At 64.8% G+C, this 23,045-nt stretch carries 23 protein-coding genes; 14 read left to right on the top strand and 9 right to left on the bottom strand.

Annotated elements, in window-relative coordinates; genetic code table 11:
- Positions 1-71 precede the first annotated feature (71 nt).
- The 4 genes from IEX41_RS02410 to IEX41_RS02395 are packed head-to-tail and all read left to right on the top strand — an operon-like array spanning position 72 to position 3,986.
- Positions 72-716, top strand: a complete 645-nt coding sequence (locus tag IEX41_RS02410; protein ID WP_188788458.1) for a paraquat-inducible protein A — start codon at positions 72-74, stop codon at positions 714-716.
- Entirely contained in the window at positions 683-1,324 is a 642-nt protein-coding gene (locus IEX41_RS02405) for a paraquat-inducible protein A (RefSeq protein WP_188788456.1), read from the top strand. The genes IEX41_RS02410 and IEX41_RS02405 overlap by 34 nt, the downstream gene beginning before the upstream one ends.
- Positions 1,317-3,431, top strand: a complete 2,115-nt coding sequence (locus IEX41_RS02400) for an MlaD family protein (protein WP_188788455.1) — start codon at positions 1,317-1,319, stop codon at positions 3,429-3,431. The genes IEX41_RS02405 and IEX41_RS02400 overlap by 8 nt, the downstream gene beginning before the upstream one ends.
- 3 nt (positions 3,432-3,434) lie before the next feature.
- Positions 3,435-3,986 carry a PqiC family protein gene (locus IEX41_RS02395; protein ID WP_188788453.1) on the top strand — a complete coding sequence of 184 codons (552 nt, stop codon included), beginning with the start codon at positions 3,435-3,437 and terminating at the stop codon, positions 3,984-3,986.
- A gap of 69 nt (positions 3,987-4,055) precedes the next feature.
- Here IEX41_RS02395 and IEX41_RS02390 read toward each other — a convergent pair whose 3' ends face one another.
- From IEX41_RS02390 to IEX41_RS02375, 4 genes are all read right to left on the bottom strand, one after another.
- Positions 4,056-4,868 carry an arginyltransferase gene (locus IEX41_RS02390; RefSeq protein ID WP_188788451.1) on the bottom strand — a complete coding sequence of 271 codons (813 nt, stop codon included), beginning with the start codon at positions 4,866-4,868 and terminating at the stop codon, positions 4,056-4,058.
- Between the two features lie 178 nt (positions 4,869-5,046).
- The gene (locus IEX41_RS02385) at positions 5,047-5,508 is read right to left on the bottom strand and encodes an RDD family protein (protein ID WP_188788449.1); all 462 of its coding nucleotides are present in this window, start codon (positions 5,506-5,508) and stop codon (positions 5,047-5,049) included.
- Positions 5,509-5,663: 155 nt separating this feature from the next.
- Positions 5,664-6,092 (bottom strand): DUF2852 domain-containing protein, encoded by a 429-nt coding sequence (locus tag IEX41_RS02380; protein ID WP_188788446.1) that lies wholly within the window; start codon positions 6,090-6,092, stop codon positions 5,664-5,666.
- Between the two features lie 175 nt (positions 6,093-6,267).
- Positions 6,268-6,729, bottom strand: a complete 462-nt coding sequence (locus IEX41_RS02375; RefSeq protein ID WP_188788444.1) for an Lrp/AsnC family transcriptional regulator — start codon at positions 6,727-6,729, stop codon at positions 6,268-6,270.
- A gap of 112 nt (positions 6,730-6,841) precedes the next feature.
- On the opposite strand from IEX41_RS02375, the gene IEX41_RS02370 reads away from it, so the two are divergent.
- From IEX41_RS02370 to IEX41_RS02325, 10 genes are all read left to right on the top strand, one after another.
- A complete protein-coding gene (locus IEX41_RS02370) occupies positions 6,842-8,302 on the top strand; it encodes an aminotransferase class V-fold PLP-dependent enzyme (protein ID WP_188788442.1) in 1,461 nt (486 codons plus the stop codon).
- Positions 8,299-9,648 (top strand): MFS transporter, encoded by a 1,350-nt coding sequence (locus IEX41_RS02365; RefSeq protein ID WP_188788440.1) that lies wholly within the window; start codon positions 8,299-8,301, stop codon positions 9,646-9,648. The genes IEX41_RS02370 and IEX41_RS02365 overlap by 4 nt, the downstream gene beginning before the upstream one ends.
- 39 nt (positions 9,649-9,687) lie before the next feature.
- Complete coding sequence (locus tag IEX41_RS02360) at positions 9,688-11,160, top strand: NAD(P)-binding domain-containing protein (RefSeq protein WP_188788438.1); 1,473 nt, start codon at positions 9,688-9,690, stop codon at positions 11,158-11,160.
- The gene (locus tag IEX41_RS02355; protein ID WP_188788436.1) at positions 11,157-11,633 is read left to right on the top strand and encodes a hypothetical protein; all 477 of its coding nucleotides are present in this window, start codon (positions 11,157-11,159) and stop codon (positions 11,631-11,633) included. Before IEX41_RS02360 ends, IEX41_RS02355 begins: the two co-directional genes overlap by 4 nt.
- Positions 11,630-12,217: a peroxidase-related enzyme gene (locus IEX41_RS02350; RefSeq protein WP_188788434.1), complete on the top strand. Its 588-nt coding sequence runs from the start codon at positions 11,630-11,632 to the stop codon at positions 12,215-12,217. The genes IEX41_RS02355 and IEX41_RS02350 overlap by 4 nt, the downstream gene beginning before the upstream one ends.
- Positions 12,214-13,311, top strand: a complete 1,098-nt coding sequence (locus IEX41_RS02345; protein ID WP_188788432.1) for an NAD/NADP-dependent octopine/nopaline dehydrogenase family protein — start codon at positions 12,214-12,216, stop codon at positions 13,309-13,311. Before IEX41_RS02350 ends, IEX41_RS02345 begins: the two co-directional genes overlap by 4 nt.
- Before the next feature lie 43 nt (positions 13,312-13,354).
- Positions 13,355-14,464 carry an ABC transporter substrate-binding protein gene (locus tag IEX41_RS02340; RefSeq protein WP_188788430.1) on the top strand — a complete coding sequence of 370 codons (1,110 nt, stop codon included), beginning with the start codon at positions 13,355-13,357 and terminating at the stop codon, positions 14,462-14,464.
- Between the two features lie 77 nt (positions 14,465-14,541).
- Complete coding sequence (locus IEX41_RS02335) at positions 14,542-15,522, top strand: ABC transporter permease (protein WP_188788428.1); 981 nt, start codon at positions 14,542-14,544, stop codon at positions 15,520-15,522.
- Entirely contained in the window at positions 15,519-16,304 is a 786-nt protein-coding gene (locus IEX41_RS02330; RefSeq protein WP_188788426.1) for an ABC transporter permease, read from the top strand. The genes IEX41_RS02335 and IEX41_RS02330 overlap by 4 nt, the downstream gene beginning before the upstream one ends.
- Before the next feature lies 1 nt (position 16,305).
- A complete protein-coding gene (locus IEX41_RS02325) occupies positions 16,306-17,391 on the top strand; it encodes an ABC transporter ATP-binding protein (protein ID WP_188788424.1) in 1,086 nt (361 codons plus the stop codon).
- Positions 17,392-17,545: 154 nt separating this feature from the next.
- Here IEX41_RS02325 and IEX41_RS02320 read toward each other — a convergent pair whose 3' ends face one another.
- The 5 genes from IEX41_RS02320 to IEX41_RS02300 all read right to left on the bottom strand — a co-directional run bounded on the left by IEX41_RS02320 (position 17,546) and on the right by IEX41_RS02300 (position 23,031).
- The gene (locus IEX41_RS02320) at positions 17,546-17,923 is read right to left on the bottom strand and encodes a hypothetical protein (protein WP_188788422.1); all 378 of its coding nucleotides are present in this window, start codon (positions 17,921-17,923) and stop codon (positions 17,546-17,548) included.
- 120 nt (positions 17,924-18,043) lie between these two features.
- The gene (locus IEX41_RS02315; protein WP_188788419.1) at positions 18,044-19,582 is read right to left on the bottom strand and encodes a DEAD/DEAH box helicase; all 1,539 of its coding nucleotides are present in this window, start codon (positions 19,580-19,582) and stop codon (positions 18,044-18,046) included.
- A 260-nt stretch (positions 19,583-19,842) separates the two neighbouring features.
- On the bottom strand, positions 19,843-20,781 hold the full coding sequence (locus IEX41_RS02310) for a glycosyltransferase family 2 protein (protein WP_188788417.1): 939 nt from the start codon (positions 20,779-20,781) through the stop codon (positions 19,843-19,845).
- Complete coding sequence (locus tag IEX41_RS02305; RefSeq protein ID WP_188788415.1) at positions 20,778-22,607, bottom strand: glycosyltransferase family 2 protein; 1,830 nt, start codon at positions 22,605-22,607, stop codon at positions 20,778-20,780. Before IEX41_RS02305 ends, IEX41_RS02310 begins: the two co-directional genes overlap by 4 nt.
- A gap of 127 nt (positions 22,608-22,734) precedes the next feature.
- A complete protein-coding gene (locus tag IEX41_RS02300; RefSeq protein ID WP_188788413.1) occupies positions 22,735-23,031 on the bottom strand; it encodes a hypothetical protein in 297 nt (98 codons plus the stop codon).
- Positions 23,032-23,045: the final 14 nt, after the last annotated feature.

The raw sequence follows: 23,045 nt of genomic DNA, 5'->3' as shown, positions 1-23,045 counted from the left end.
TCGGGACCCTGCATGGTGCTGTCTCAGCTGTGCCACTTTCCGAACCTGCATCCTCGGTCTAGGTTAGGGGCATGAGTCTGGAAACCACCGGCGATCTTCCCGACCTCTCCGAGCTGATCGCCTGCCCCAATTGCGATGCCCTGCATCTCGAGCGTGACGTCGCGCCCGGGGACACTGCCTATTGTGTGCGCTGCCACGCGGTGCTCGAGGCACCGCGCAAGACGGCGATGACCCGCATCATCATGCTGGCGCTGGCGGCGCTCATCCTGATGGTGGCGGCGATCTTCTTTCCATTCCTGGAACTCGAGGCGGCAGGGCGGATGCACCGCTCGTCTCTGCTCGATACAATCATGGCATTCTCCAACGGGCTGACCGCACCGCTGACCTTGGCGATGGTGGCGCTTATCGTGGTCCTGCCTTCAATCCGTTTTATCGCGCTCATTTATGTGCTGGCCCCCATGGCGGCGGGCTACCCGCCGGCGCGCCACGCGGAATGGGCCTTTCGCATCGCCGACCACCTGCGTCCCTGGGCCATGGCCGAGGTGTTCATCGTCGGCGTGGCCGTCGCGCTCGTCAAGGTGGCGGGCATGGCGCATATCTTCATCGGGCCTGCCTTCTGGGCCTTCGTGGCGCTGGTCATCGTGACCGTGCTGAAAGACAACTTCATGAGCAGGCTGACGCTTTGGAAGACACTGGAACGACGCCGGGCGTCCTGACGGCAAAGGCCGCAGGGCTCGTGGGCTGCGTTCAGTGCGGCCGCGTGAACCCCGCCGGAACCACCACTTGCGGCCGCTGTGGCAGCCAGGTCAGCACCCGTGACGAGACGTCGTTGCAGCGGGTCTGGGCCTGGCTGTTCGCCGGGCTGGTGGTCTACATTCCGGCCAACATCTACCCGATGCTGCGCACGCAGATCCTCGGGCAGGAAAGCAACAGTACCATTTACGGCGGTGTGGTCGATCTGCTGCACCACGGAAGCTACGGCGTTGCGGCAATCGTCTTCATCGCCTCCATCATCATTCCGGTATCCAAGTTCATCGCCATCGCCTACCTCGCGCTGAGCATCAACCACCGGGTCAAACTGTCCGCGCACACGCGGCACAAGCTATACGAGGTGGTCGAGTTCATCGGCCGCTGGTCGATGATCGACGTCTTCGTCGTCGCGATCCTGTCGTCGCTGGTGCAGCTCGATTTCGCGGCATCCATCAATCCAGGAATTGCCGCCGTCAGCTTTGCGCTGTCGGTGAGCTTCACCATGCTCTCGGCCGAAAGCTTCGATGCCCGGCTGATCTGGGACGCAGACGGGGACGACGACCACAATGGCTGAGCCGAACAAACCGGCAAACATGAAGATCGAGGGCCGCAAGCGGTCGATCTGGAGCAACCTGTCGCTGACATGGCTGGTGCCCATCGCGGCGCTGGCGGTGACGCTGTTCATCGCGTGGCAAAGCTACGCCGAACGCGGCAGCCTGATCACCATCCGCTTCGAGAACGCAGCGGGTGTCGTCCCCGGCGAAACCACGGTGCGCTACCGCGACGTGGGCATCGGCCAAGTGGAAAGCGTCGAATTCACCTCGGACCTCTCTTCGGTCATGGTCGAGGCACGCATCGATCGCGAGGTGGTGCACGCGATCCCGTCGGACGCCCAGTTCTGGGTTGTGCGCCCGGAGGTCAGCACGTCGGGCATCACGGGCCTGTCGACGGTGCTGTCGGGCGTCTACATCGAGGCGGGCTTCGAGCCCACCACCGAGGGCGCCTCTGAAACACGCGCCTTCGAGGGGGTCAATTCCGCGCCGCTGGTCAAGCCCGGGATGGAGGGCACCCGCATCGTCATCCGTGCTGAGGATGGCAGCCAGCTGACCGCCGGTTCGCCGATTTTCCACCAGGGCATTGAGGTCGGCCGGATCGAGACGCCGCGCCTTCTGGACAGCGGCAACGGCGTGATCGTGGATGCTTTTATCGAGGCGCCACATGACCGTCGCATCACCACTGCCACGCGGTTCTGGGATACGTCCGGCTTCAGCTTCAACTTCGGTCCCGGTGGCCTCAACCTGTCGGTGGGATCGATCTCGTCCCTGATCCGGGGCGGGGTGGCCTTCGACACGGTATTCTCCGGCGGCAACCCGGTGCCGTCCCGCTATGTCTTCGATCTCTTTGATGACGAGGGCGCGGCGCGCGACAGCGTCTTCAGCGAAAGCGTGGACAACGGCGTCGACCTCGTGGTCGAGTTTGACGAAAGCGTACGTGGCCTCGAGGCCGGATCGTCCGTCACTTACCGCGGCCTCCGGATCGGGTCGGTGCGCGGGCTTGGCGCCTTCATCGACGACACCACCGGCGAGCAACGGGTCAAGCTGCGGGCCTCGATCTCGATCGACCCGCGGACGCTGGGCCTCGAGGATGACGCGCAGGATGCCGAAACCATCCGCTTCCTTGCAGAATCGGTGCAGAACGGCCTGCGGGCGCGGCTTGCCAGCGAGGGGCTGTTCAGCCAGGGGCTGATGATCGAACTGGTGGACATGCCCGATGCGGCACCTGCCGCCCTTGGCATCTTTGACACCGAAGCGCCGGTGATCCCTTCGGTGGAATCCGAGATCCCGGACATGGCGGCCACCGCGCAGGGGCTGTTCCAGCGCGTCGACAACCTGCCCGTGGAAGAGCTGATGCAACAGGCCATCTCCACCCTCGCGGCGGTCGAGAGCCTTGCCGGCGATCCCGACCTGCGGGCGGTGCCAGGCTCGGTCACCGGGCTTCTTGATGACGCGCGCGGCATCCTGGGGTCCGAGGACATGCAGGCGCTTCCGGGTGAACTCAACGCGACCGTGTCCGAGCTGCGCGGCATCGTCGAGGATCTGCGCACCGCCGACATGGTGGGCCAGCTGGTCGCGACGCTGGAAAGCGCGTCCGAGGCCGCCGACACGGTGACCGGCGTTGCCGCCGATGTAGAGGGCGCAACCGCCGAGCTGCCGCAGCTTATCAGCGATTTCCGTGCCCTCGTGGAGACGGCGAACAACCTGCCGCTCGAGGCCTTCATCAACCAGGCGACCGAGCTTCTGAACAGTGCCGACCGCTTGATCGACACGGACCAGGCGCGCAACCTGCCCAATGCGGTGTCGAACGCCCTCAACGAACTGCGCGAAACGCTGGCTGAACTGCGCGAAGGCGGCGTGGTAGAGAACGCCAACGCCACCATGGCCTCGGCCCGTGACGCGGCGGCAGCGGTCGAGCAGGCGGTGCGGGAACTGCCCGCGCTTTCGGCGCGCATTCAGGCGCTGGTGGGCGATGCTCAGATCACCCTGCAAAGCTACGGCGACAACTCGTCCTTCAACCGCGAAACCGTGGCGGCCTTGCGCGAAGTGCGCGAGGCGGCTGAGGCGCTCACCCGGCTTGCCCGGGAGATCGAGCGTAACCCCAACTCCCTGCTATTCGGACGCTGACCCATGAAAACCATCCTTCCTTTCGTGCTGCTGCTCGCCGCCTGTTCCGGGGCCGAACAGCGTTTCCTCATCGACCCGCCCGCCGAGCAGGGGGCCGTGCGCCTTGGCGTCTCGAGCCTCGAGGTGCGGGATGTGTCGCTGCCGCTTTACGCGGATGCCTCCGAGATCCTTCTCGAGGGCGAGGACGGCGCGCTGACCCAGATCGACAACGCGCTCTGGGCCGATGATCCGGGCCGGGCGGTGACGCTGGCCATCTCCGAGCAGATCGGCAGGCGCAGTTCAGCCGCAGTGGCCCCCGAGCCCTGGCCGCTCGAGGAAGACGCACAGGCTGCGGTGGCGGTGACCGTTTCGCAGCTGGTGGGGCGGTCGAACGGCACGCTGCAGCTGACCGGGCAATATGCCATCAGCTCCTACGACCGCATCGTGCGCGAACGTATCCAGCGGTTCGACATCTCCGTGCCCATGACGTCGGCAACACCGCAGGGCGTGGCGCAGGCCACCGGGGCGGCGATCTCGGAGCTTTCGGGGCAGATCACCACGGCCCTGTCGCGCTGAGAACCTCGCTTGAACAACAGCGAAAGGCCGCCCATCAGGGGCGGCCTTTTTGCGTAATCGAAGGATGGCTCAGCTGCGGCTGTCGGGCAGAGAGATGTTGGCCACCTGTTCGGCGATGGGGTCGGTGGTCAGCGGGTGGCGTTCCTCGTCGTAATCCGACAGGTCCTGCACCAGCTCCCAGCGTCCCCTGCGATACACCTCGAGCGCGCTGAACTGCGCCTTGTAGCCCATCTTGGATGATCCCGGCACCCAGTAGCCAAGGTAGACGTAAGGCAGCCCTGCCTCGCGTGCGATGGCGATATGGTCAAGGATCATCCAGGTGCCCAAGCTGCGCTTTTGCAGCTCGGGCTCGTAGAAGGAGTAGACCATGGACACCCCGTCATCGAGCACGTCCGTCAGGCAAACCGCCTTCAGCTCTCCACTCGCATCGTCGCAGTATTCCACAACGCGGCTGCGGATCGGGGTTTCCTCGATCATCGCGGCGAATTCGAAGATGTCCATGTCTGCCATGCCGCCATCCGCGTGGCGGACATCAAGGTAGCGGCGGAACAGGTCAAACTGCTCTTCCGTCGCCCATGGACTTGAGGCGCGGCGCGCAAGGTTGCCGTTCCGCGACAAGGCGCGGCGCTGGCTTTTTGACGGTGTGAAACGACGCACGTCGATGCGGGCCGACAGGCACGCGGTACAATCCGAACAGGATGGCCGGTAAAGCACGTTCTGCGACCGGCGAAAGCCCTGCTTGGACAGGCTGTCGTTCAGCTTCCCGGCGCTGTCGCCCTGCAGCGCGGTAAACAGCTTCCGCTCCATCCGGCCCGGCAGGTACGGGCAGGGTTGCGGCGCCGTCACGTAGAATTGCGGCGCGAGGGGAAGCGAATGACGCATGTCGATCCTGTGGGCTGTTCCGGACGAAAACGTAGCAACGATTCGGCAATCCGCCAACCCCCCCGAAAATGGCGAAGGGCCTCGGGTTTGCCTGCCTGTCCGGGGACATGAGGTATCCGGAGCCCTTGCTAGGGATTGGGGTGGAGGCTGCGCAGAACGAGGCTGCCCCGCGTCGGGCTTATGCCCGCTTGTTGAGCGCCGTGGTGCCCAGTGCAAGGTCGCTCAGGCCCTGGCCGCGTTCCGTTGCGAACATGCAGATCACCGAGATGATCTGAAGCGGCGGCACCGACACGCACAGGGTATAGCCGAGCGTGTGTAGCAGCGCCTGGCTGAAGTCGAAGCGCTGGCCCTGCCAGTCGCGGAATTCGATTGCCATGAGGCGCATGCCCCAGGTGGCCGACCCATTCGAGATGGTCAGGACGCGGTAGGCAAAGCCCACGGCGAGCCACAGCGCGAAGAAGATGAACAGCCCGAGGAAGGCAGTCAGGATGAGGGCGATACAGACCAGCACCGCGACGATCATCGTGTCGATGACCCAGGCGATGCCGCGTTTGACGGCCACGCTGTCGTAGAATGCGCTCTGGCGCACGGGATCCGGCAGGTGGCCATAGGAGTCGCTGGTGTGGAATTCGACGGGCATGGGCTGGGCTGTGTCCTCGTAATTGTGTTTTCGGTGGGCCGAGCCGAGCAGTGTTCTGTGCAGGTCAGGCCGTGAGTGGGGGGTATTAAAGGCCGCGGTTCTGGTCCTTGGGCAGCGGCCCGCAGGGGCCGCCACCGATCATTGCAGGGACGCGATCAGGCGTCTTCCTCTTCCTTTACGTCGCGGGCCTTGCGGGCGCGTTCGTCCATGAACTGGTCGAACTCTGCCTTGTCGCGGGCGTCGCGCAGGCGGCCAAGGAAGTCCTCAAAGCTCTTCTGTTCGTCCTCGAGCCGCTTCAGCGTATCGGCCTTGTAGGCGTCGAAGGCCGAGTTGCCCGACGGCTTCATGGCGTTGAAACCCTGGCGATAGGTTGCGTTGCGGGCCTTGCGGCAGGTGGTTCCGAACATGCGTTTGCTCCAGATCATGTAGCCCAGAAGGCCAAGGCCGACAGGCCAGAAAAAGATGAAACCAAGTACCATGGCCACGAGCCATGCGGGGCGTCCGCGCTCGTCCAGCCAGGCCTCGGCGCGCTTGAGCCACCCGGGATTGGCGGGGCGGTCTTCGAATTGCACGGCGGCGGTCATGGGCGTGTCCTTGTCTCTCGTTGTCTCGTTTCGGTCATGTGAATGTCTTTCACATTACATCAGATGAGGACGCCTTACTCGCCTTGCAAGGGTGGATGTGAAAGTTTTTTACATTGCTTTGGAAAAGCATGTTCGCGCAATGGCTTGCAGGGGGGGCTGTCAGACCCTTTCGGGCTCAGAATGGAATTGGGCGCTGTTCCTCGATGGCTTCCATGCCGAAATAGGAGGTCACCGTCTCGAGTTCCACCCCGTCGATGAGGCGCTTGTAGACCTCGTCATAGCTGTTCATGTCGCGGGTGATGATCTTGAGCAAGTAGTCGTAATCGCCGCCGATGCGGAAGAAATCGATCACGTCCGGGATCGCGGAGACATGGTTGCGGAACTGCCTGAGCCAGTCCGCCGAATGGTGCCGGGTCTTGACCATCACAAAAACCACCAGCCCCGCGTCTAGCAGCTTGCGGTCCAGTACCACCGTGTGGTTGCGGATCACCCCTTCGGCCTCAAGCGCCTTGAGCCTGCGCCAGCAGGCGTTCTGCGACAGGCCCACCCGCTCACTGAGAGCGCGCTGCGACTGCGACGAGTCGCGCTGAAGCTCAGCTAATATGCGGCGGTCCAGATGATCTATCTTGATGGTCATAAAGCGATCATATGATAGAATTAAGGGGTTCTAAAGGGGTTAATATGTGAAGTATTTTGCCTCAGGCGTGGCATTGTTGCGAAATACGCTCTCTCCCGGAAAGGACCCCGCCATGCGTCCCCTCGAAGACTTTGCCCAATCCCTGCGCCGCCCCGACCTTATAGCGTGGCTTCGCGCCGGGCTGATCGGGGACAAAGCAATGATCGATGGACCGTTCGGGGAAAAACTGCTGGTCTATGCCGATTACGTCGCCTCGGGCCGTGCGCTGGCGCAGATCGAGGATTTCGTGCGCGATCACGTGCTGCCATACTACGCCAACAGCCACACGCAAGCGTCCTTCGTGGGCGCCTATTCCACCAAGCTGCGCGAGGCGGCGCGGGCTGAAGTGGCACGTATGGTGGGCGCGGGGGACGGCTATGCCACGGTCTTTGCGGGATCCGGGTCGACCGCTGGGCTTAACCGGTTGGTGGGGCTTCTGGACATCGCCGGCACCGTGGCGCGGGGCGCGCGGGCGGTGGTGCTGATCGGCCCCTACGAGCACCATTCCAACATTTTGCCCTGGCGCGAGAGTGGCGCCGAAGTGGTCGAGATCCCCGAGGCCGCCACCGGCGGGCCAGACATGGGCGCGCTGGAGGCGGCGCTGACCGCTGCGCAAGATGCTGAGCTGATCGTGGGGAGCTTCTCGGCCGCCTCCAACGTGACGGGCATCCTGACCGACAGCGATGCGGTGACGCGGACCCTCAAGGCCCATGGTGCCGTGGCGGTCTGGGATTACGGCGCGGCGGCCCCCTACATCCGCATGAACGTGGAGCAGGGCAGCGATGCCCAGAAGGACGCCATCGTCTTCTCGCCCCACAAGTTCCCCGGCGGCCCCGGCGCGTCGGGTGTCATGGTGGTGCGCGAGGCGGTGGTGCGTCGCAGCACGCCCACGCTGCCCGGTGGCGGCACGGTGAGCTTCGTATCGCCCTGGGGCCATACCTACAGCCGGAGCCTCGAGGACCGCGAAGAGGGCGGCACCCCCAACGTGGTCGGTGACATCCGCGTGGCTCTGGCCATGCTGGTCAAGGAGGCGCTCGGGGCCGAATGGCTTGCCGCGCGGCAAAAGGCGCTGCGGGCGCGGGCCGAGGCGGTCTGGCGCCGGAACCCGAACCTCGAGCTGTTGGGCCATCCTGGTCCCGATGCGTTGCCGATCTTCTCGTTCCGGGTGCGGGACGGGCAGGGCGGGCTGGTGCATCACCAGTTTTTCACGCGCCTGCTGTCGGACCTGCACGGGGTGCAGGCACGAGGCGGCTGCGCCTGCGCCGGCCCTTACGCGCATCGGCTACTGGGGCTTGACGAGACACATTCCGAAAGCGCCTTCGCCGCCATCGCTGCAGGCGAGGAAACCGCCAAGCCGGGCTGGGTGCGCCTTAACCTTTCGGCGCTGATGAGCGATGACAAGGCAGATTTCGTCATCGCGGCGGTGGACAGTCTGGCCCGGGAGGCCACAGACTACAGGCCGCTGTACCTTGCCGATCGGGCCACCGCCCGCTTTGCGCCCAAGAGCCCGTCACCGGAGAGCCTTGCCTCATGACCACCAAAGCCGCCAGCCCGCTAGCCAACGGCACGTTTCGCACCCTTTTTGCAGCGCAGATCTGTTCGTTGCTGGGTGTCGGGCTGCTCACCGTGGCTTTGTCGCTGGCTGCCTACCGCATCGGTGGTGACGCGGCGGGCGGGCGTGTGCTGGGGCTGCTGCTGGCGCTCAAGATGGTGGCTTACGTGGGGCTGGCGCCGTTCGCCGAAAGCCTGCTGGCGGGGCTGCCGCGCAAGCGCGCCATGGTCCTGCTGGACGCGGGCCGCATGCTGCTGTTGCTGCCCATGGTCTTCGCCACCGCCACGGGGGAGATTGCGGCTCTGGCCTTCGTCTTCTTCGTGCTGGCTTCGGGCTTCACGCCGCTGTTCCAGTCGGTGATCCCCGACGTGCTGCCGGACGAGGCCAGCTATACCCGCGCTTTGTCATGGTCACGGGTGGCCTACACGCTTGAAACGTTCCTCAGCCCGGTGATCGCCGCATCGGTGCTGAAGCTGGTGGCGCCGAACGCGCTGTTCCTCTTTGCGGCCATCGCCTTTGCGGGATCGGTCCTGTTCCTCATGCTCACCCGCTTCCCCGAGCGAGGCACGGTGCAGCGCAAGGGGCCGTTCCTGCAGCGCGCCATGCGCGGCATGTGGATCTATGGCAAAACCCCGCGTCTACGTGGCCTGTTCCTGCTGAACTTCGCACTGTCGCTGTCCATGGCATGGGTGCTGGTCAACACTGTGGTCTACGCCGGCGCACGGCTGGGGGATGCGGACGGGCTATACCCGGTGCTGATGGCGGGCTACGGGGCAGGGGCTGCGGTGGGGGCCTTCGTCGTGCCGCGGCTCGTGGCGGGTGCGGGGGAACGGGTCGCGATGCTGCTGGGCGTCTTTGCCTTTGCCACCATCGGCGCAGGCTTCGGTCTTGCGCCGCAGCCTCCCCTGACCGTCCTGCTGGGCGTATGGGCGGGCTTCGGACTGGCTTCGTCGCTGGTGCTGACCCCGGGCGGGCTGGTCATCGCCCGCTCTGCCGCGCGCGAGGATCGTGCTGCGGTGTTTGCGGCGCAGTTTTCGCTGAGCCATGCGGGCTGGCTGCTGGCCTACCCGCTGGCGGGCTGGCTGGGCGGCGTGGTCACGCTGGAACACGCGCTGCTGGCGCTGGCGCTGCTTTCGGCAATAACTGGATTGATCGCCATGAGGGTCTGGCCCGCCTCTGATACGCTCGAGCGCAGTCACGCGCATCCCGAGCTGCCGGACAACCACCCTCATCTGCGCAACCACGGCGCGACGGGCGCTGGCCACGTTCACGTTCATGCATATCATATCGACGATCTGCATCCGAATTGGGTGAAAACTCCTGTCTGATGCTCCACCCTGCGCAAAATTTGATTTAGGATGATTCGTATGCAGACGAATGACTCTCTCCCCATCGACGGACAGGGCCTCGAGGTGCTGGAAGCGCGCCTGAACGAGGATCTCGAAGTCCTGTGTTATCCCGGCAAGGATTGGGTGCCCCCGCGCGATGGCGTGACCGACGTGGTCATCATCGGGGGCGGCATGTGCGGCCTCGTGGCCTGGCTCAACCTCACCCGGGGCGGCATCCGCAACATCCGCGTGCTTGACCGCAACCCCGAGGGCCTCGAGGGACCTTGGCTCAACTATGCCCGCATGCTGACGCTGCGTTCGCCCAAGACCCTGACGGGGCCTGCGGGCGGCCATGGCATGCTGACCTTCCAGGCGTGGTTCCGCGCCCAGTTCGGCACCACCGCGTGGCATGCACTGGACAAGATCCCGCGCCCTCAGTGGATGGACTACCTGCGCTGGTACCGCAAGGCGCTGAACGTGCCGGTGGAAAACGGTGTTTCGGTGGACCGCGTTGAGCCCGCCGAAGGCGACATGCTGCGCCTGACCCTGAGCACCGGCGAGGTGGTGACCTGTCGCAAGCTGGTGTTCGCGACGGGCCGCGACGGCACCGGCGGGCCGAACATTCCCGCCTTTGCCCAAGGGCTCGACCGCCGGTTCTGGGCGCATAGCGCCGACGATATCGACTTCGCCGCCCTCAAGGGCAAGCGCGTCGGCGTCATCGGGGTGGGGGCCTCTGCCGTAGACAACGCCGCCGAGGCGCTGGAACATGGCGCTGCCGAGGTCCGCCACCTGATCCGCCGCAAGGAAATGCCCACGGTCAACAAGATGATGGGCATCGGCTCCTACGGGTTCACCGCCGGCTATGCCGAGCTGCCGGACGAATGGCGCTGGCGCTTCATGCGCTACAGCCTTGCCACACAGACCCCGGCGCCGCATGGCTCCACCCTGCGGGTGAGCAAGCATGACAACGCCCATTTCCACTTTGGCAAGGGCACGGAGCGCATCACCCAGCACGGTGACGAGATCGAGATCCACTTCACTGACGGCACATCTTACGTCTGCGATTTCGTGATCCTTGGCACCGGGTTCGTCATCGACCCCATGGCGCGCACCGAATTCGGTGAGACCGCGGCGCAGATCCTGCTCTGGAAAGACGTCTACACGCCCCCCGCGGACGAGCAGCACCACGATCTGGGGAACTTCCCCTACCTCAATCCCGACTTCAGCTTCCGCGAACGGGAAGAGGGCGCGGCGCCTTGGCTGAGCCACGTCTATTGTTTCAACTACGGCTCGTCCGCGAGCACCGGCAAGGTGTCGGGTGACATACCCGGAATCTCTGATGGGGCGTCGTGGTTGGCACGCTCGATGGCGGCCAGGCTTTATGCCGAGGACGTGGACCAGCACTGGCAGGCCATGCTCGACTACGAGACACCCGAGCTTGACGGGTCCGAATGGACCGCGTCCGAGCTGCCGGAAACCAAACTCAAGACGACCAAGGAGAAGGTGGCATGAGCCTCTTCGAGACGACCGCGCTTGCCGTCGGCGGCGTGACGGACGGCCCCGTGGCCGAGGCGGCAAAGACCCGCACCAACATCATGGACGCCACGCAAGCGGCTGAAAACGCTGTGCTTCGCCCGCTTCAGGCCGGTGGCATTCCGCATGACCTGCGTGCCGCTCTGGCCGCCCGGATCGCCGCTGCCGGCGGCATGCCGGATCTTGCCGCGCGCTATGCGGAAGGGGCCGGAGACATGGCTGCGCTGGCTGATGGAGCATCGAATGGCATGAACGAGGGCCTTGGCCATATCGTCGCCTTCACCGACAAGGTCGCGAACCAGACCCGCGACATCGCTGCCGAGGACATCGCCGGGCTGCAATCGGCGGGGGTCTCTGACGCCGACATCGTGCGTCTTTGCGAGCTGACCGCCTTTGTCGCCTACCAGCTGCGCGTGGTCGCAGGCCTCAAGCTGATGGGAGCCACCGCATGAGCCGCATCGTCCACAAGTTCACCCGCACGGTTCCCACGTGGCAGCCCCGTGTCACGCCGGTGGATCTGGCCAGCGCCACGCCCGAACAGCTCGAGGCGCTTCAGGTGACGCCGTCGAACACCAAGGTGTCTGCCTATGTGCTGACGCTGGCCCATGACGTGGAAAGCCTCAAGGTCCGCTCGCCGCTGTTCAACGCCATCATGTACGACGAGGGCGGCATGTCCCGCTCCGAGCGCGAACTGGGCGCCATCGGCGCGAGCATGGTCAACCGCTGCATCTACTGTGCCGCGGTCCATGCCGACCGCCACGCCAAGCTCGAGAAAAGCACCGAGGTCACAGACGAGCTGTTCACCAAGGGCCTGAACGCAGACCTTTCCCCGCGGAACCGGGCGATCTTCGACTTCGCGCGCAAGCTCTCCGAGGCACCTGTCGGGGCCACCGAAGAGGACATGCAGGCTCTGCGCGACGCGGGACTGACCGACGAGGAAATCCTCGACCTCATTCTGTCGACCTCGCTCTTTGGCTGGGCCAACCGCCTCATGCACGTGCTGGGCGATCCGGTGCGCGAAGAGGTCAGCACATGAGCCGCGTCGGTATCGCGGGCGCGGGCTCCATCGCCTTTGGCTCTGCCGCTCTGCTGCACGTCAACGGCCATGATCCGATGTTGTGGTCGCCCTCGGGCGCCTCGACCGAGTGCCTCAAGGACGGCCCCCTGAAGGCCACCGGCGGCATCGAGACCGAATTTACCCCGCGCGTTGCGTCCTCGGCGCAGGAGCTTTGCGAGGCGAACGAGGCAATCCTGATCGCGTTGCCGGGCTATGGCCACAAGGCGGTGTTCGACGCGCTGATCCCGCATATCCGCGAAGGCCAGCATGTTATCGTCAGCAGCCACGCCAGCCTTGGCGCGATCTACCTGACCGAGGGGCTTGCGGCCCGTGGCATCAGTGCCGTGATCACCGCATGGGGCACCACCGCCGTCACCGGGCGGCGAGGCGAGGATGCTTCGGTCAAGGTCAACACCGTGCGCAAGAAGGTCGATCTCTGCACCGTGCCCGACACCCGCAGCGACTGCGCGAAGGCGGCCTGCACGCAGCTTTTCGGGGATGTCTTCGTGCCGCGCGAGGGGCTGCTGGCGATAACGCTGAGCAACCTCAACCCGCAGAACCACATGGGCATCGCCCTTGGCAACATCACCCGCATGGAGCGCGGCGAGACATGGTCTCAGGGCCAGAACGTCACCCCCAAGGTGGGCGCGCTGCTCGAGGCGCTGGATCTTGAACGGCTTGCCATCGCCGAGATGCTGGGCCTGCAGACCAAGACCATCTTCGAACATTTCTCAGTCAGCTTCCACGTACCCGAAGCAAGCGTTTCGGAAATGAACCAGCAGATGTATGCTCAGGGCACCGGCGGCACCGGGCCTGCCACCGCAGACAGCCGCTATGTCACCGAGGATGTGCCCTACGGTCTTCAGGCCACCGCCGTCCTGGGGCGTCTCGCGGGCCGTCCCGCGCCGCTGCACGAGGCGGGAATCCAGATATTCTCGGCCATGTACGGCCGCGATTTTGCTGGAGAAAACGAGATACTCAATGCGCTTGACCTCGGGCGCTACAGCCTTGAAGACCTGCAGGATGCCGCCCGTACCGGCCTTTTGCGGAAGACGCCCCAGACGGCGTCGTGACAATGATAAACGATACGGAAAACCCAACATGGAGAGACGCCAAATGACGAAGCTCATCCTCAACCGCCGTAAGTTCCTGTCGACCACCGCAGCCGCCGGTGCGACCCTTGCATCCCCGGCCTACCTGCGCCGCGCCCACGCCCAGCAGGGTGGTGAGGTGAACATCTGGACCTACAACGACTTCGTCCCCGAAGCGTTCAAGGAACAGTTCCAGGACGAGACCGGCATCAAGGTCAACGTCCGCCTCGTGGACGACCAGGGCAAGCAGTTCAGCCTGCTTGCCGCCGAGGCGCCTAACCCCACGGTGGACATCATGACCGTGGCGGGCCACCGTTTCCTGCAGTTCATCGATAGCGACCTGCTCGCGCCGCTCGACCTCGACCGTCTGACCAGCTGGGGCAACATCAACCCCACCTTCTCGGAATCCGACTGGTCGACCATCAACGGCGAAAAGTGGGGGGCGCCGATCCTGTCGGGCATGGAAGTGCTGGCCTACAACTCCGACGTAGTGACCGCCGAGGAAGCGCAGACCTGGGACACCCTGTTCTCGGACCAGTACGCGGGCCAGAACGCCTATATCATCCAGGACATGATGTCGATCGTGATGCTGATGATGGGCTACGACGGCAACATGGTCGCATATCTCGATGATCCCGAGAAAGCCGCGCAGATCGTCGAGGAAGCCAAGAACTTCCTCATTGAGAACAAGCCCAAGGTCCGCAAGTTCTATGACGGCGGTGCCGAGTTCCAGCAGATGATGGTCAACCAGGACATCGTGCTGGGCCATTCTTGGAACGGCCCGGCGGCCGCGCTCATCAACGACGGCTTCCCGCTTGGCATGACGATCCCGCAGGAAGGATCCTACGGCTTCGTCTACACCTACAACATCGCCAAGAATTGCCCGAACCCGGACAACGCCTACACCTTCCTCAACGCTATCCTCGGCTCGCCCGAGATCGGCGCGGCGATGACCAAGGCGTCGGGCTTCATCTCGACCTACAAGGACAGCAGCCAGTACCTGACCGACCTCGAGAAGAAGTCGACCTCGTTCCCGGATGAGCAGCTGGCAAACCTGCAGTTCTTCCGTTCGGAAGCGAACGAGATGAAGTACGGGCTGGTTGATCCGGCGGTCGAGGCCATCAAGGCCGCCTGATCCGGACCACCGGCTTTCTCCCCCTGTCCGGGCATTCGGGCAGGGGGCACGCATTCTCCCCCCAAGAGGGCTTCCCCATGAGTTACGACGCATCCGCGCGCGCAGCACGCGGCACCGTCCCTGCATCCGACGCCACCTTCTGGGGGCGGCTGGCCGGCTGGGGTCCGTACCGGGCCATGGCCAGCTTCACGACCGCGTCGCCGCGGCGCCAGTTCATCGTGCTGGCCGTCTTTCCGATCCTTTGGGTGCTGACACAGCACCTTGGTCCGATGGTGCAGATGCTGCGCGTGTCGCTGACCGATGCCTATCCGGTCGCGCCTGGTGTGGAGCAGCACCTCACCATCGAGCATTACCTTAAGTTCTTCCAGGATCCGCTGTTCTGGCAGCCGTTCTTCCGGACGCTGATCTTTGCGGGAGTGTTCACCTTCTGCACGCTGATCCTGACCTACCCGGTGGCCTATTTCCTGGCCCGCCATGTCAGCCCCAAGAACCGTATGCTGCTGCTTTTGCTGCTGCTGATCCCGTTCTGGGTGGGCGAGATCGTGCGGACCTATGCCATCATGATCCTGCTGGGCAATACCGGGGCGGTGAACCTCGTGTTGAAATGGTTCGGGCTGATCGACCGGCCTATCCCGTTCATGTACACCAGCTTTTCCATGGGGGTCGGTATTGTTTATCTCACCGCGCTCTACATGCTGCTGCCGCTGTATTCGGCGCTGGAAAAGCTGCCGAAATCGCTCAATGAGGCGGCCGCAGACCTTGGGGCGGGGGCATGGACGCGGTTCCGCCGCGTGACCCTGCCGCTGACCATCGAGGGCATCTCGTCGGGCTGCACGCTGGTCTTCCTGATCTCCACGGGCTTTTACGCGACCCCGGTTCTGCTCGGCGGGCCCTCCACCACGGTGTTCGCGGAAACCATTGCGGGCTTCTTCCACGTGGCCGGCACGCAATGGCCCACGGGCGCGGCCTTTGCCATCATCATGTTCCTTGCAGCGCTTTGCATCACCGCCGCGTTCCAGCGCCTCATGACCATGCTGCGCAAGGGGGACAAGACATGAACCGCCGCAACCGCATCCTTTTGTCCTGCGTCTACTGGGCCTTCGTCGCCTATGTCTTCGTGCCGCTGATCCTCATGGTTCTCATGGGGTTCAAGGACAGCAAGTTCATTGGCTTCCCGATCCGCAGCTACACGCTTGACTGGTACATGGGGGTATTCGAAGACGCCGAGACGATCTCGGCCTTTCTTTACTCCGTGGCCATCGCGGTGCTGTCGACCATCGGGTCGATCATCGTGGGCACCTGGATCGCCGTGCTGCTCGAGGGGCGCAAGTTCTGGGGCAGGGCGGTGATCTTCGGGATGACCATCCTGCCGGCGCTGATCCCCGGCATCATATCGGCCATCGCCTTCCGCATCTATGCCCGCTACCTCGGGATCGAGCCGGGCATGGGGGCCATCGTCTGGGCCCACGCGGTGCACAACGTGCCCTTCGTGGTATTGGTGGTCATGGCGCGGCTCTCGACGCTGCCCAAAAGCCAGATCGAGGCGGCCCGCGACCTCGGGGCCGATCCGCTGATCGCGTTCCTGCGCATCACCTTCCCCTATCTCGTGCCCGCGATCATGGGCGCGTCGATCTTCTGCCTGCTGCTCAGCTTCGACGATTTCGTGCGGTCGTTCTTCCTCGGGGGATACGAGCCGACGCTTCCGGTGCTGATCTTTGCCAAGCTGAAATCGGGGATGTCCCCTGAAATCAATGCCATCGCGACCGCCGCGCTGCTCTTGACCGCCGTGATCGGCGTCTGGGCTGAACGCTTTACCCGTCGCATGAACAAGGACTCCTGACATGTCCAACGCACCCCTTGTCCGCCTTGACGGCATCACCAAGCGCTTTGGCGACACGGTGGCCCTGTCAGAGCTGAGCCTCGACATCGCCGAGGGCGAGTTCGTCACCTTCCTTGGCCCGTCGGGCTGCGGCAAGTCCACCACCCTGCGCATCCTTGGCGGGTTCGAGCAGCCCACCAACGGCAAGGTTCTGCTGCGCGGCGAGGACGTAACCCGGCGCCCCCCGGAAAAGCGCAACGTCAACATGGTGTTCCAGGACTATGCGCTGTTCCCGCACATGACCGTGCGCCAGAACATCGGCTTCGGCCTCGAACTGAAGGGCATGGGCAAGACCGAGATCCGCGCCCGCCAGGACGAGATCATGTCCTTCCTCGAGCTTGATGCCTTCGGCGACCGCTACCCCGCGCAACTGTCGGGCGGCCAGCGTCAGCGGGTTGCTCTGGCGCGGGCGCTGGCCCCGGATCCCGCGCTGCTGCTGCTGGACGAGCCGCTTGGCGCGCTCGATGCGAAGCTGCGCGGGCAGGTGCAGCAGGAACTGAAGTCAATCCAGCGCCGCACCCACAAGACCTTCTTTTTCGTGACCCACGATCAGGAAGAGGCGCTGACCATGTCTGACCGCATCGTGGTAATGAACAAGGGCAAGGTTGAGCAGGACGGCACCCCCGAGGAGCTCTACTTCCAGCCTGCCACGCGCTTCGTGGCGGAATTCATTGGCGAGACCAACCTGCTGCACGGAGAGCTGCGCGGCACCGAGGGCGACACCGCGGTAATGGACTGGTTCGGCCAGACCCTGCGCGGCACCGCTCCCGCTGGACTGCCGGTGGCGGGTCAGCCAGTGACCGCGTCGGTGCGGCTCGAACGGCTGGGTTTCCACGCGGCGCGGCCTGAGACCGCGAACGCGGTTCAGGGCAGGGTCACCGGCAAGACCTTCCTTGGCAGTCGCATGGCGCTCGATATCGCGGTGGAGCAGGCACAGGGCGCGACCCTGCGTGCCTACACCGACGCGGGCACTGGCCAGGCTCTGTCCGGAGATGTGCCGGTGTGGATCGGCTGGGATGAGGCCAGCATGGCCATCCTGCGCGACTGACACGTCAATCAAGATGCGGGCACCCTTACAGGGTGCCCGTTCTGCGTTGCGCTGTCGCTGGGACTTTTTGACCTGGCTTCGGGAGCTGGCTGCTCCAAGCTTCAAGCGCCAAGCGCCAAGCGCCAAGCGCCAAGCGCCAAGCGCAGCGAAGCCCTTATGTCCGGTCAGTCACTCCCCCCTTTGTCTGTGCGCTGACATGTTCGCGGCGCATCTTTTGAAGGTGCTCGACCAGCTTGTAGAGCAGCAGAAGCTCTTCCTTCGGACCTGAGAACGGCACCCCTGCGCGGCTGCCGTCGATCCACCGCATTTCAACGTGGAATGTGTCTACGCCGGGAATGAGGAGGCCGTCAAAATTGCCGACCCCGGTCTTGCTCAGATCGCCCCGGAATCTCAGCTGCGCCCCTTGTATCGAGATATCGACAGTCTCGCACCGTAGCTGACTGCTACAATCGAAATGTGCAATGGCATCCATGGCGCAGGCCACTCGCGGGACGGCACGCTGATTCTGAGCGAGGGCGGGCGTCTGTTTCATGCCCCGAAATCTTGCCCAAATTGCTTGAGATGAGGTTAGTCCACGCCCAAAATCAATGGCGCATGAAAAAAGGGCCAACCCCTTGAGGATTGGCCCTTCCCGGCAAATTGCGATGCGGCGTCAGCTCGCGCGGCGTTCGTCAAAGCTCAGCGCAATGAACTCGGGCATGTGATCGCCCATGCCCACCACGTTGTTGTCGCGGCCGCCACGCGAGGACGAGCGGTTTTCGTCCCGTTGTTCAGTGGTCTTGCGCGACCGGCTGCGCGAGCGGGCCGGCTTCTTGTCGGCGCTGTCGTTGGCGGCCTCTGCCTCAGGCGCTGCCGAAGCTGCAGGCTCGGCGGGCTGTGCCTGTGTGGGTTGCTCCTGAGCCGGCTGCTGCTCTGCCACGGTTTCTGCAGGGGCCTCGGCGACGGCCTCTTTCGGGGCGTTGCGGGGCTTGCGGGTCCGGGTGCGCTTGGGCTTCGGCTTTTCCTCGCCGGCTGCTTCGGGCGCATCGGCCGTAGTGGCCTGAACACCGGGAAGCTCAATGCGGGGGATCTCGCGCTGCATCAGCTTTTCCACGTCTTCGAAGTTCTTCTCGTCGCGGGCGTTCACGATGGTGAAGGCCTTGCCCTCACGACCGGCACGGCCAGTGCGACCGATGCGGTGCACGTAATCTTCCGCATGGCCAGGAACGTCGAAGTTGAAAACGTGGCTCACGCTTGGCACATCAAGACCGCGGGCCGCCACGTCCGATGCGATCAGCAGGCGAACCGACCCGTCACGGAAGCCCTCGAGCGTGCGCATGCGCTGGCTCTGCTCCAGATCACCGTGGATCGGCGCGGCGTTGTAGCCGTGCTTCACGAGGGATTTTGCCACGATATCCACGTCCACCTTGCGATTGCAGAAGACGATCGCGTTAGTGCACTTGTCGCCTTCGTGCTCGATCAGCTTGCGCAGAACATCGCGCTTTTCGCTGGCCTCACGGTCCTTGCGCGACGCCTTGAAGAACACGGCGCCCTGTTCAATCGTCTCGGAGGCGGTGGCCTGACGGGCCACTTCGATGCGCTCGGGGTTCGACAGGAAGGTGTTGGTGATGCGTTCGATCTCGGGCGCCATGGTGGCCGAGAAGAACAGCGTCTGGCGGGTGAAGGGCGTGAGCGAGAAGATCCGCTCAATATCCGGGATAAAGCCCATGTCGAGCATCCGGTCGGCTTCGTCCACGACCATGACCTTCACATCGGTGAGGATCAGTTTGCCGCGCTCGAAATGGTCGAGCAGGCGGCCGGGGGTGGCGATCAGCACGTCGACGCCCTTGTCGATCAGCTGCTCCTGTTCCTTGAAGCTCACGCCGCCGATCAGCAGCGCCTTGGTGAGCTTCACGTACTTGGCGTAGGTGTCGAAGTTCTCGGCGACCTGGGCGGCAAGCTCGCGGGTGGGGCAGAGCACGAGGCTCCGCGGCATCCGGGCGCGGGCGCGGCCGCGGGCCAGCGAGGTGATCATCGGCAGGGTAAAGCTGGCGGTCTTGCCGGTACCGGTCTGGGCGATGCCCAGCACGTCCTTGCCTTCGAGAGCCGGGGGAATCGCGCCCGCCTGGATCGGCGTGGGCGTCTCGTAGCCCGCTTCTTCGATGGCCTTGAGAACCTTGGGGTTCAGGTTGAGATCAGAAAACTTTGTCATGCGTGTCCGATTTGGGTGCGGACACTCGAAACGCGGCCCGCTCATCTGGTTCGGGATCAGGCCCGTATGGCCCTGCATTTCATGGCATAACCGATCCCGATTGCGGCGCTTTTACCGGAAACAGCGGGCAAAGGTCAATGAGAACGCTCACGCAGCGCTGAAACTATGGTTTTCGCGTCAGTTTTCCGGCCTCCGGTCTTGGCCGGCACAGGTTGATTCGAGGAATCTCAGCTTTTTGCGCTTAAGCAGTCCGGCAATGTTTAATTATCGGTGGCTTCTGGGAAATGTCGGGCGCGCAGGGCGGGCAGATCCATGGCATGGCGGCGCAACAGGCCATGCTGCTCCAACCGCCGCACAAGCCCGGGCGTTGCGGTGCAGACCTCGTCGTGAAACTGGCGCAGCGCCTCTTCGCCGCCGGTGTGCTCTATCATGGCGAAGAGATCGTGCAGATTCACGGCACCGGTCGTGCGTGACTGCGGCTTCAGTTCTGACCTGTATGAGCCGCGCGCAAGGCGGAATCGGTAGGCGGCAAGAAACTGGTCCCAGCTGGCGGCGTGGAAATGCCCTAGCTCGGTCAGGGGCAGGGGCTGCATTCCGGGGTTGTCGACGCCATCCAGCGTGACGTTATGTATGCGGATCTGCAGGCCCTTGGTGCCCGGGCGAAACAGAAGCTTACCGGCGACGTGGCTCAGGAACCCGCCGGAAAGGTGCTGCGCCCATGGCCCGAAGCAGGCGTGGGCAGCGGCCTGCCGCTGGCTCTGGTCCAGGTGGAACGCCTTGAACAGCACCTCGGGCCCCGGTCCGGCCAGCGCCTCCACCGGGCGGACGCGGGCACAAAGGCAATGCCCGGGCAGCGCGGCAAGCTGCGCCTCGAGCGGCGTGGCGGGCAGCAGGAACTCGTCGGTGTCGATATGGGCCAGCCAGTCGACCTCGGGCTTGCGGTTGCCCGCATGGCGAGCGTTGGCCCCCTGCCGCACCTGGTGCTTTGCTGGCCGTCCGCCGCGCTTGTCCCACCACGCGGCATCGGTGCGGAACACCCGCAGCTTGGGGTGGGCGCGCAGCACCGCCTCGGCCTGCGGCATGTCTTCATCGAGATACATGTAGACCCGATGCGCACCGAGCTCGAGATGCCATGCGGCAAAGTCGAGGATCTCGGGCAGCGGCGCGTTGGTCGTAGTGACGGTGCCCCAGCGGATCACGGCAGCGCTCCGAAGACCCGCGCTACCGCCGCATCGGGATCGAAGGTCTCGGTCAGCAGCATGTCATGGGCAGCCAGCCGGTCGCGCAAGGTCGGCGTGTCCGCGCAGACCTCGTCAAAGAGCATCCGCAACCCCGCCTCGCCCTCTTCCTCGGCAAGAAAGGCAATGAGGTTCGCCTGCCCCATTTCGACCCGCTCCGACCGGGGCCGGTACGAGCCGCGGGCGCGGCGGAAGGCGAGGTGATCGTGGAAATGCTCCCAGCTTGGGGCGTGCAGGTGTGCCAGAGGCAAGTCATCCAGCCGGGCACGGTTGGTGGCATCGCTGCCGCGGTATTTGAGCGTGTGGATGCCAAGGCGTGTTTCGGGAATGCCGGTGCGGGCAAAGACCTTGCCCGAGGTGTGGCTGAGGAACCCGCCGTACAGATGCAGCCCGAAGGTGGGGTAGATGTCCTGCAGCACTGCTTTTGGCTGGCCGGCGTGATGATGGGTGCGCTTGAAATGCTGTGGCCAGCCGCTGCCGGGGGCCAGCGCCTCCACGGGGGCCATCCGCGCAAGGGCATGGCGGGGTGAAACCTCGGACAGCAGCTCAGCAACGGGACGCCGGGGAAGAAGGAACTCATCCACGTCGACGTGTCCAAGCCAGTCAAGGCTGCCAGCAGTCTCGCGCAGGGCGCGGGTTGCGTTGTGCGCCTGGCGCAGCTGGTGAGCGTCGGGGCGCTCCTTGCCGGTCGCTTGCCACCACGCGGCATCGCAACGGGTGACGTGGATGTTCGGATGCCGCTCGAGGAAAGCGGCGATTGCCTCGTCGGGCTCGTCGAGGAAAAGGTGCAACGCCTCCGCCCCAAGCTCCAGGTGATGCGCGGCGAAGCGGGCGAGCGCGGGCAGGGGGCCGCGCTGAGTCGAAACGATGCCCCAGCGCAGGGTCCGGGCCGTCAGCTCGTGGGCGCTGAGCGGCACTGGTGCAGGGGCTTCGGCCTTGGCGGCTGTGGTCGCAGGCTGGCCGTGCGTATCCTTGCGGGCCTTGCGGGTGCGCATGGTCATCAGGCGGCGGAACAGGGTGCGGTCGTCATGCACCAGCAGGTCGAGCAGTCGGTGGGCCAGCGGCGCGATCACTGCATCCCCCTCGGCCTCGAGCCACAGCCGCCCGATCATGTTCACGTCGAGCCCGCCGCCGCCGATCGCATAGGCGTCCATTTCCATCGGCAGCCGGGCGTTCACCTTGCCATCAAGGGGAAAGGCCTTGTCCGGCGTGCGCCCGGAATAGAGCCGCTCGGTTTCGTAGAGCTTCATGGTCCCGAACAGCACCGTCAGCCCAAGCCCCACCGACCGCTGCACCGGCGTTGCGCCATGGTCCCCGAAGGTGGTGACCGAGGAGACCAGCCAACGCTGGTTCAGCCTCTCAAGAAGATGCTCGCCCTGTTCGGCCCATAGCCGGTGGAACAGCGAGGGCAGATGCTCGGGAAACTCCCGCTTGCGCAGGTGGGCGATGAGCAGGGCGTTGAGGAACACCAGTTCGCTCTGGCCTGCCAGCTCCTTGCGCAGCGCGTGGCGCTTGCGGTGATAGCCCGAGCGGAAAGGCCCTGCCTCGGCGGGCTCGGCGTCGGGATCACCGACCACCTGCGTGCTTAGCTGTGCAAAGTCCAGATTGACGGCAGGCGGCGCGTCGCCCTGTGCATAGTCGATACGGTCGCGCCGCCCTTCCATCTGCGTGAGCACCGCAGGGATGCCGCCGGGCCATGTGGGGCGCCGCAGCTCGTCCGGCGACTGGCTGTCGCTTGGGGCTGGTGAAATGCGGCGCGCGCCGCCGGAATCCGGAGTATCGTTCATGCGCAGCACAGTGGCCCGCGAACCCGTCCCACGCAATCAGCGACCTGCGCTTTGCGGCGTAGGTGGTGCAACGGTGCCCGCCCGTGCGCGACCACGAACAGGCGGCCCGGGTTGTGGCCCTGTCTGCTCAGAGCTGCTCGTAATCCCCCAGCATGGTCGGGCAGCTGCGCGCCGCCCGGGTCAGTCCCGCATCCTGCCCGTTGAGGATCAGGTGCCAGGTCGGTTTGTAGCCCGGCACCTGCGCCCTCGAATAGCTGCAGCCCGCCGGGGTTACATAGATCTGCCCCTGGTAGCCGTCGCCCGGATGTGGGTTGCCCGCGGTGGACCGGAGGCTCCCTACGGTGCCGAACAGGCCACCGGCCTCGGCAGCGGGAACGGCAAGGACGCAGGTCGCGGCAAACGCGGTGGCAAAGGTCTTTTTCATGGGCAGATCTCTCC

The organism is Salipiger pallidus (assembly GCF_014643635.1).
GTDB classification, from domain to species: Bacteria; Pseudomonadota; Alphaproteobacteria; order Rhodobacterales; family Rhodobacteraceae; genus Salipiger; species Salipiger pallidus.
This window is presented reverse-complemented; position numbering and strand designations above follow the sequence as displayed.

Excerpts from the sequence above, each read along its gene's own strand:
- IEX41_RS02340 (WP_188788430.1), top strand. The coding sequence starts at position 13,355 with ATGACGAAGCTCATCCTCAACCGCCGTAAGTTCCTGTCGACCACCGCA.
- IEX41_RS02350 (WP_188788434.1), top strand. The coding sequence starts at position 11,630 with ATGAGCCGCATCGTCCACAAGTTCACCCGCACGGTTCCCACGTGGCAG.
- IEX41_RS02355 (WP_188788436.1), top strand. The coding sequence starts at position 11,157 with ATGAGCCTCTTCGAGACGACCGCGCTTGCCGTCGGCGGCGTGACGGAC.
- IEX41_RS02345 (WP_188788432.1), top strand. The coding sequence starts at position 12,214 with ATGAGCCGCGTCGGTATCGCGGGCGCGGGCTCCATCGCCTTTGGCTCT.
- IEX41_RS02390 (WP_188788451.1), bottom strand. The coding sequence starts at position 4,868 with ATGCGTCATTCGCTTCCCCTCGCGCCGCAATTCTACGTGACGGCGCCG.
- IEX41_RS02330 (WP_188788426.1), top strand. The coding sequence starts at position 15,519 with ATGAACCGCCGCAACCGCATCCTTTTGTCCTGCGTCTACTGGGCCTTC.
- IEX41_RS02305 (WP_188788415.1), bottom strand. The coding sequence starts at position 22,607 with ATGAACGATACTCCGGATTCCGGCGGCGCGCGCCGCATTTCACCAGCC.
- IEX41_RS02410 (WP_188788458.1), top strand. The coding sequence starts at position 72 with ATGAGTCTGGAAACCACCGGCGATCTTCCCGACCTCTCCGAGCTGATC.
- IEX41_RS02395 (WP_188788453.1), top strand. The coding sequence starts at position 3,435 with ATGAAAACCATCCTTCCTTTCGTGCTGCTGCTCGCCGCCTGTTCCGGG.
- IEX41_RS02315 (WP_188788419.1), bottom strand. The coding sequence starts at position 19,582 with ATGACAAAGTTTTCTGATCTCAACCTGAACCCCAAGGTTCTCAAGGCC.
- IEX41_RS02325 (WP_188788424.1), top strand. The coding sequence starts at position 16,306 with ATGTCCAACGCACCCCTTGTCCGCCTTGACGGCATCACCAAGCGCTTT.
- IEX41_RS02320 (WP_188788422.1), bottom strand. The coding sequence starts at position 17,923 with ATGAAACAGACGCCCGCCCTCGCTCAGAATCAGCGTGCCGTCCCGCGA.
- IEX41_RS02370 (WP_188788442.1), top strand. The coding sequence starts at position 6,842 with ATGCGTCCCCTCGAAGACTTTGCCCAATCCCTGCGCCGCCCCGACCTT.
- IEX41_RS02375 (WP_188788444.1), bottom strand. The coding sequence starts at position 6,729 with ATGACCATCAAGATAGATCATCTGGACCGCCGCATATTAGCTGAGCTT.
- IEX41_RS02300 (WP_188788413.1), bottom strand. The coding sequence starts at position 23,031 with ATGAAAAAGACCTTTGCCACCGCGTTTGCCGCGACCTGCGTCCTTGCC.
- IEX41_RS02365 (WP_188788440.1), top strand. The coding sequence starts at position 8,299 with ATGACCACCAAAGCCGCCAGCCCGCTAGCCAACGGCACGTTTCGCACC.
- IEX41_RS02335 (WP_188788428.1), top strand. The coding sequence starts at position 14,542 with ATGAGTTACGACGCATCCGCGCGCGCAGCACGCGGCACCGTCCCTGCA.
- IEX41_RS02385 (WP_188788449.1), bottom strand. The coding sequence starts at position 5,508 with ATGCCCGTCGAATTCCACACCAGCGACTCCTATGGCCACCTGCCGGAT.
- IEX41_RS02400 (WP_188788455.1), top strand. The coding sequence starts at position 1,317 with ATGGCTGAGCCGAACAAACCGGCAAACATGAAGATCGAGGGCCGCAAG.
- IEX41_RS02380 (WP_188788446.1), bottom strand. The coding sequence starts at position 6,092 with ATGACCGCCGCCGTGCAATTCGAAGACCGCCCCGCCAATCCCGGGTGG.
- IEX41_RS02360 (WP_188788438.1), top strand. The coding sequence starts at position 9,688 with ATGCAGACGAATGACTCTCTCCCCATCGACGGACAGGGCCTCGAGGTG.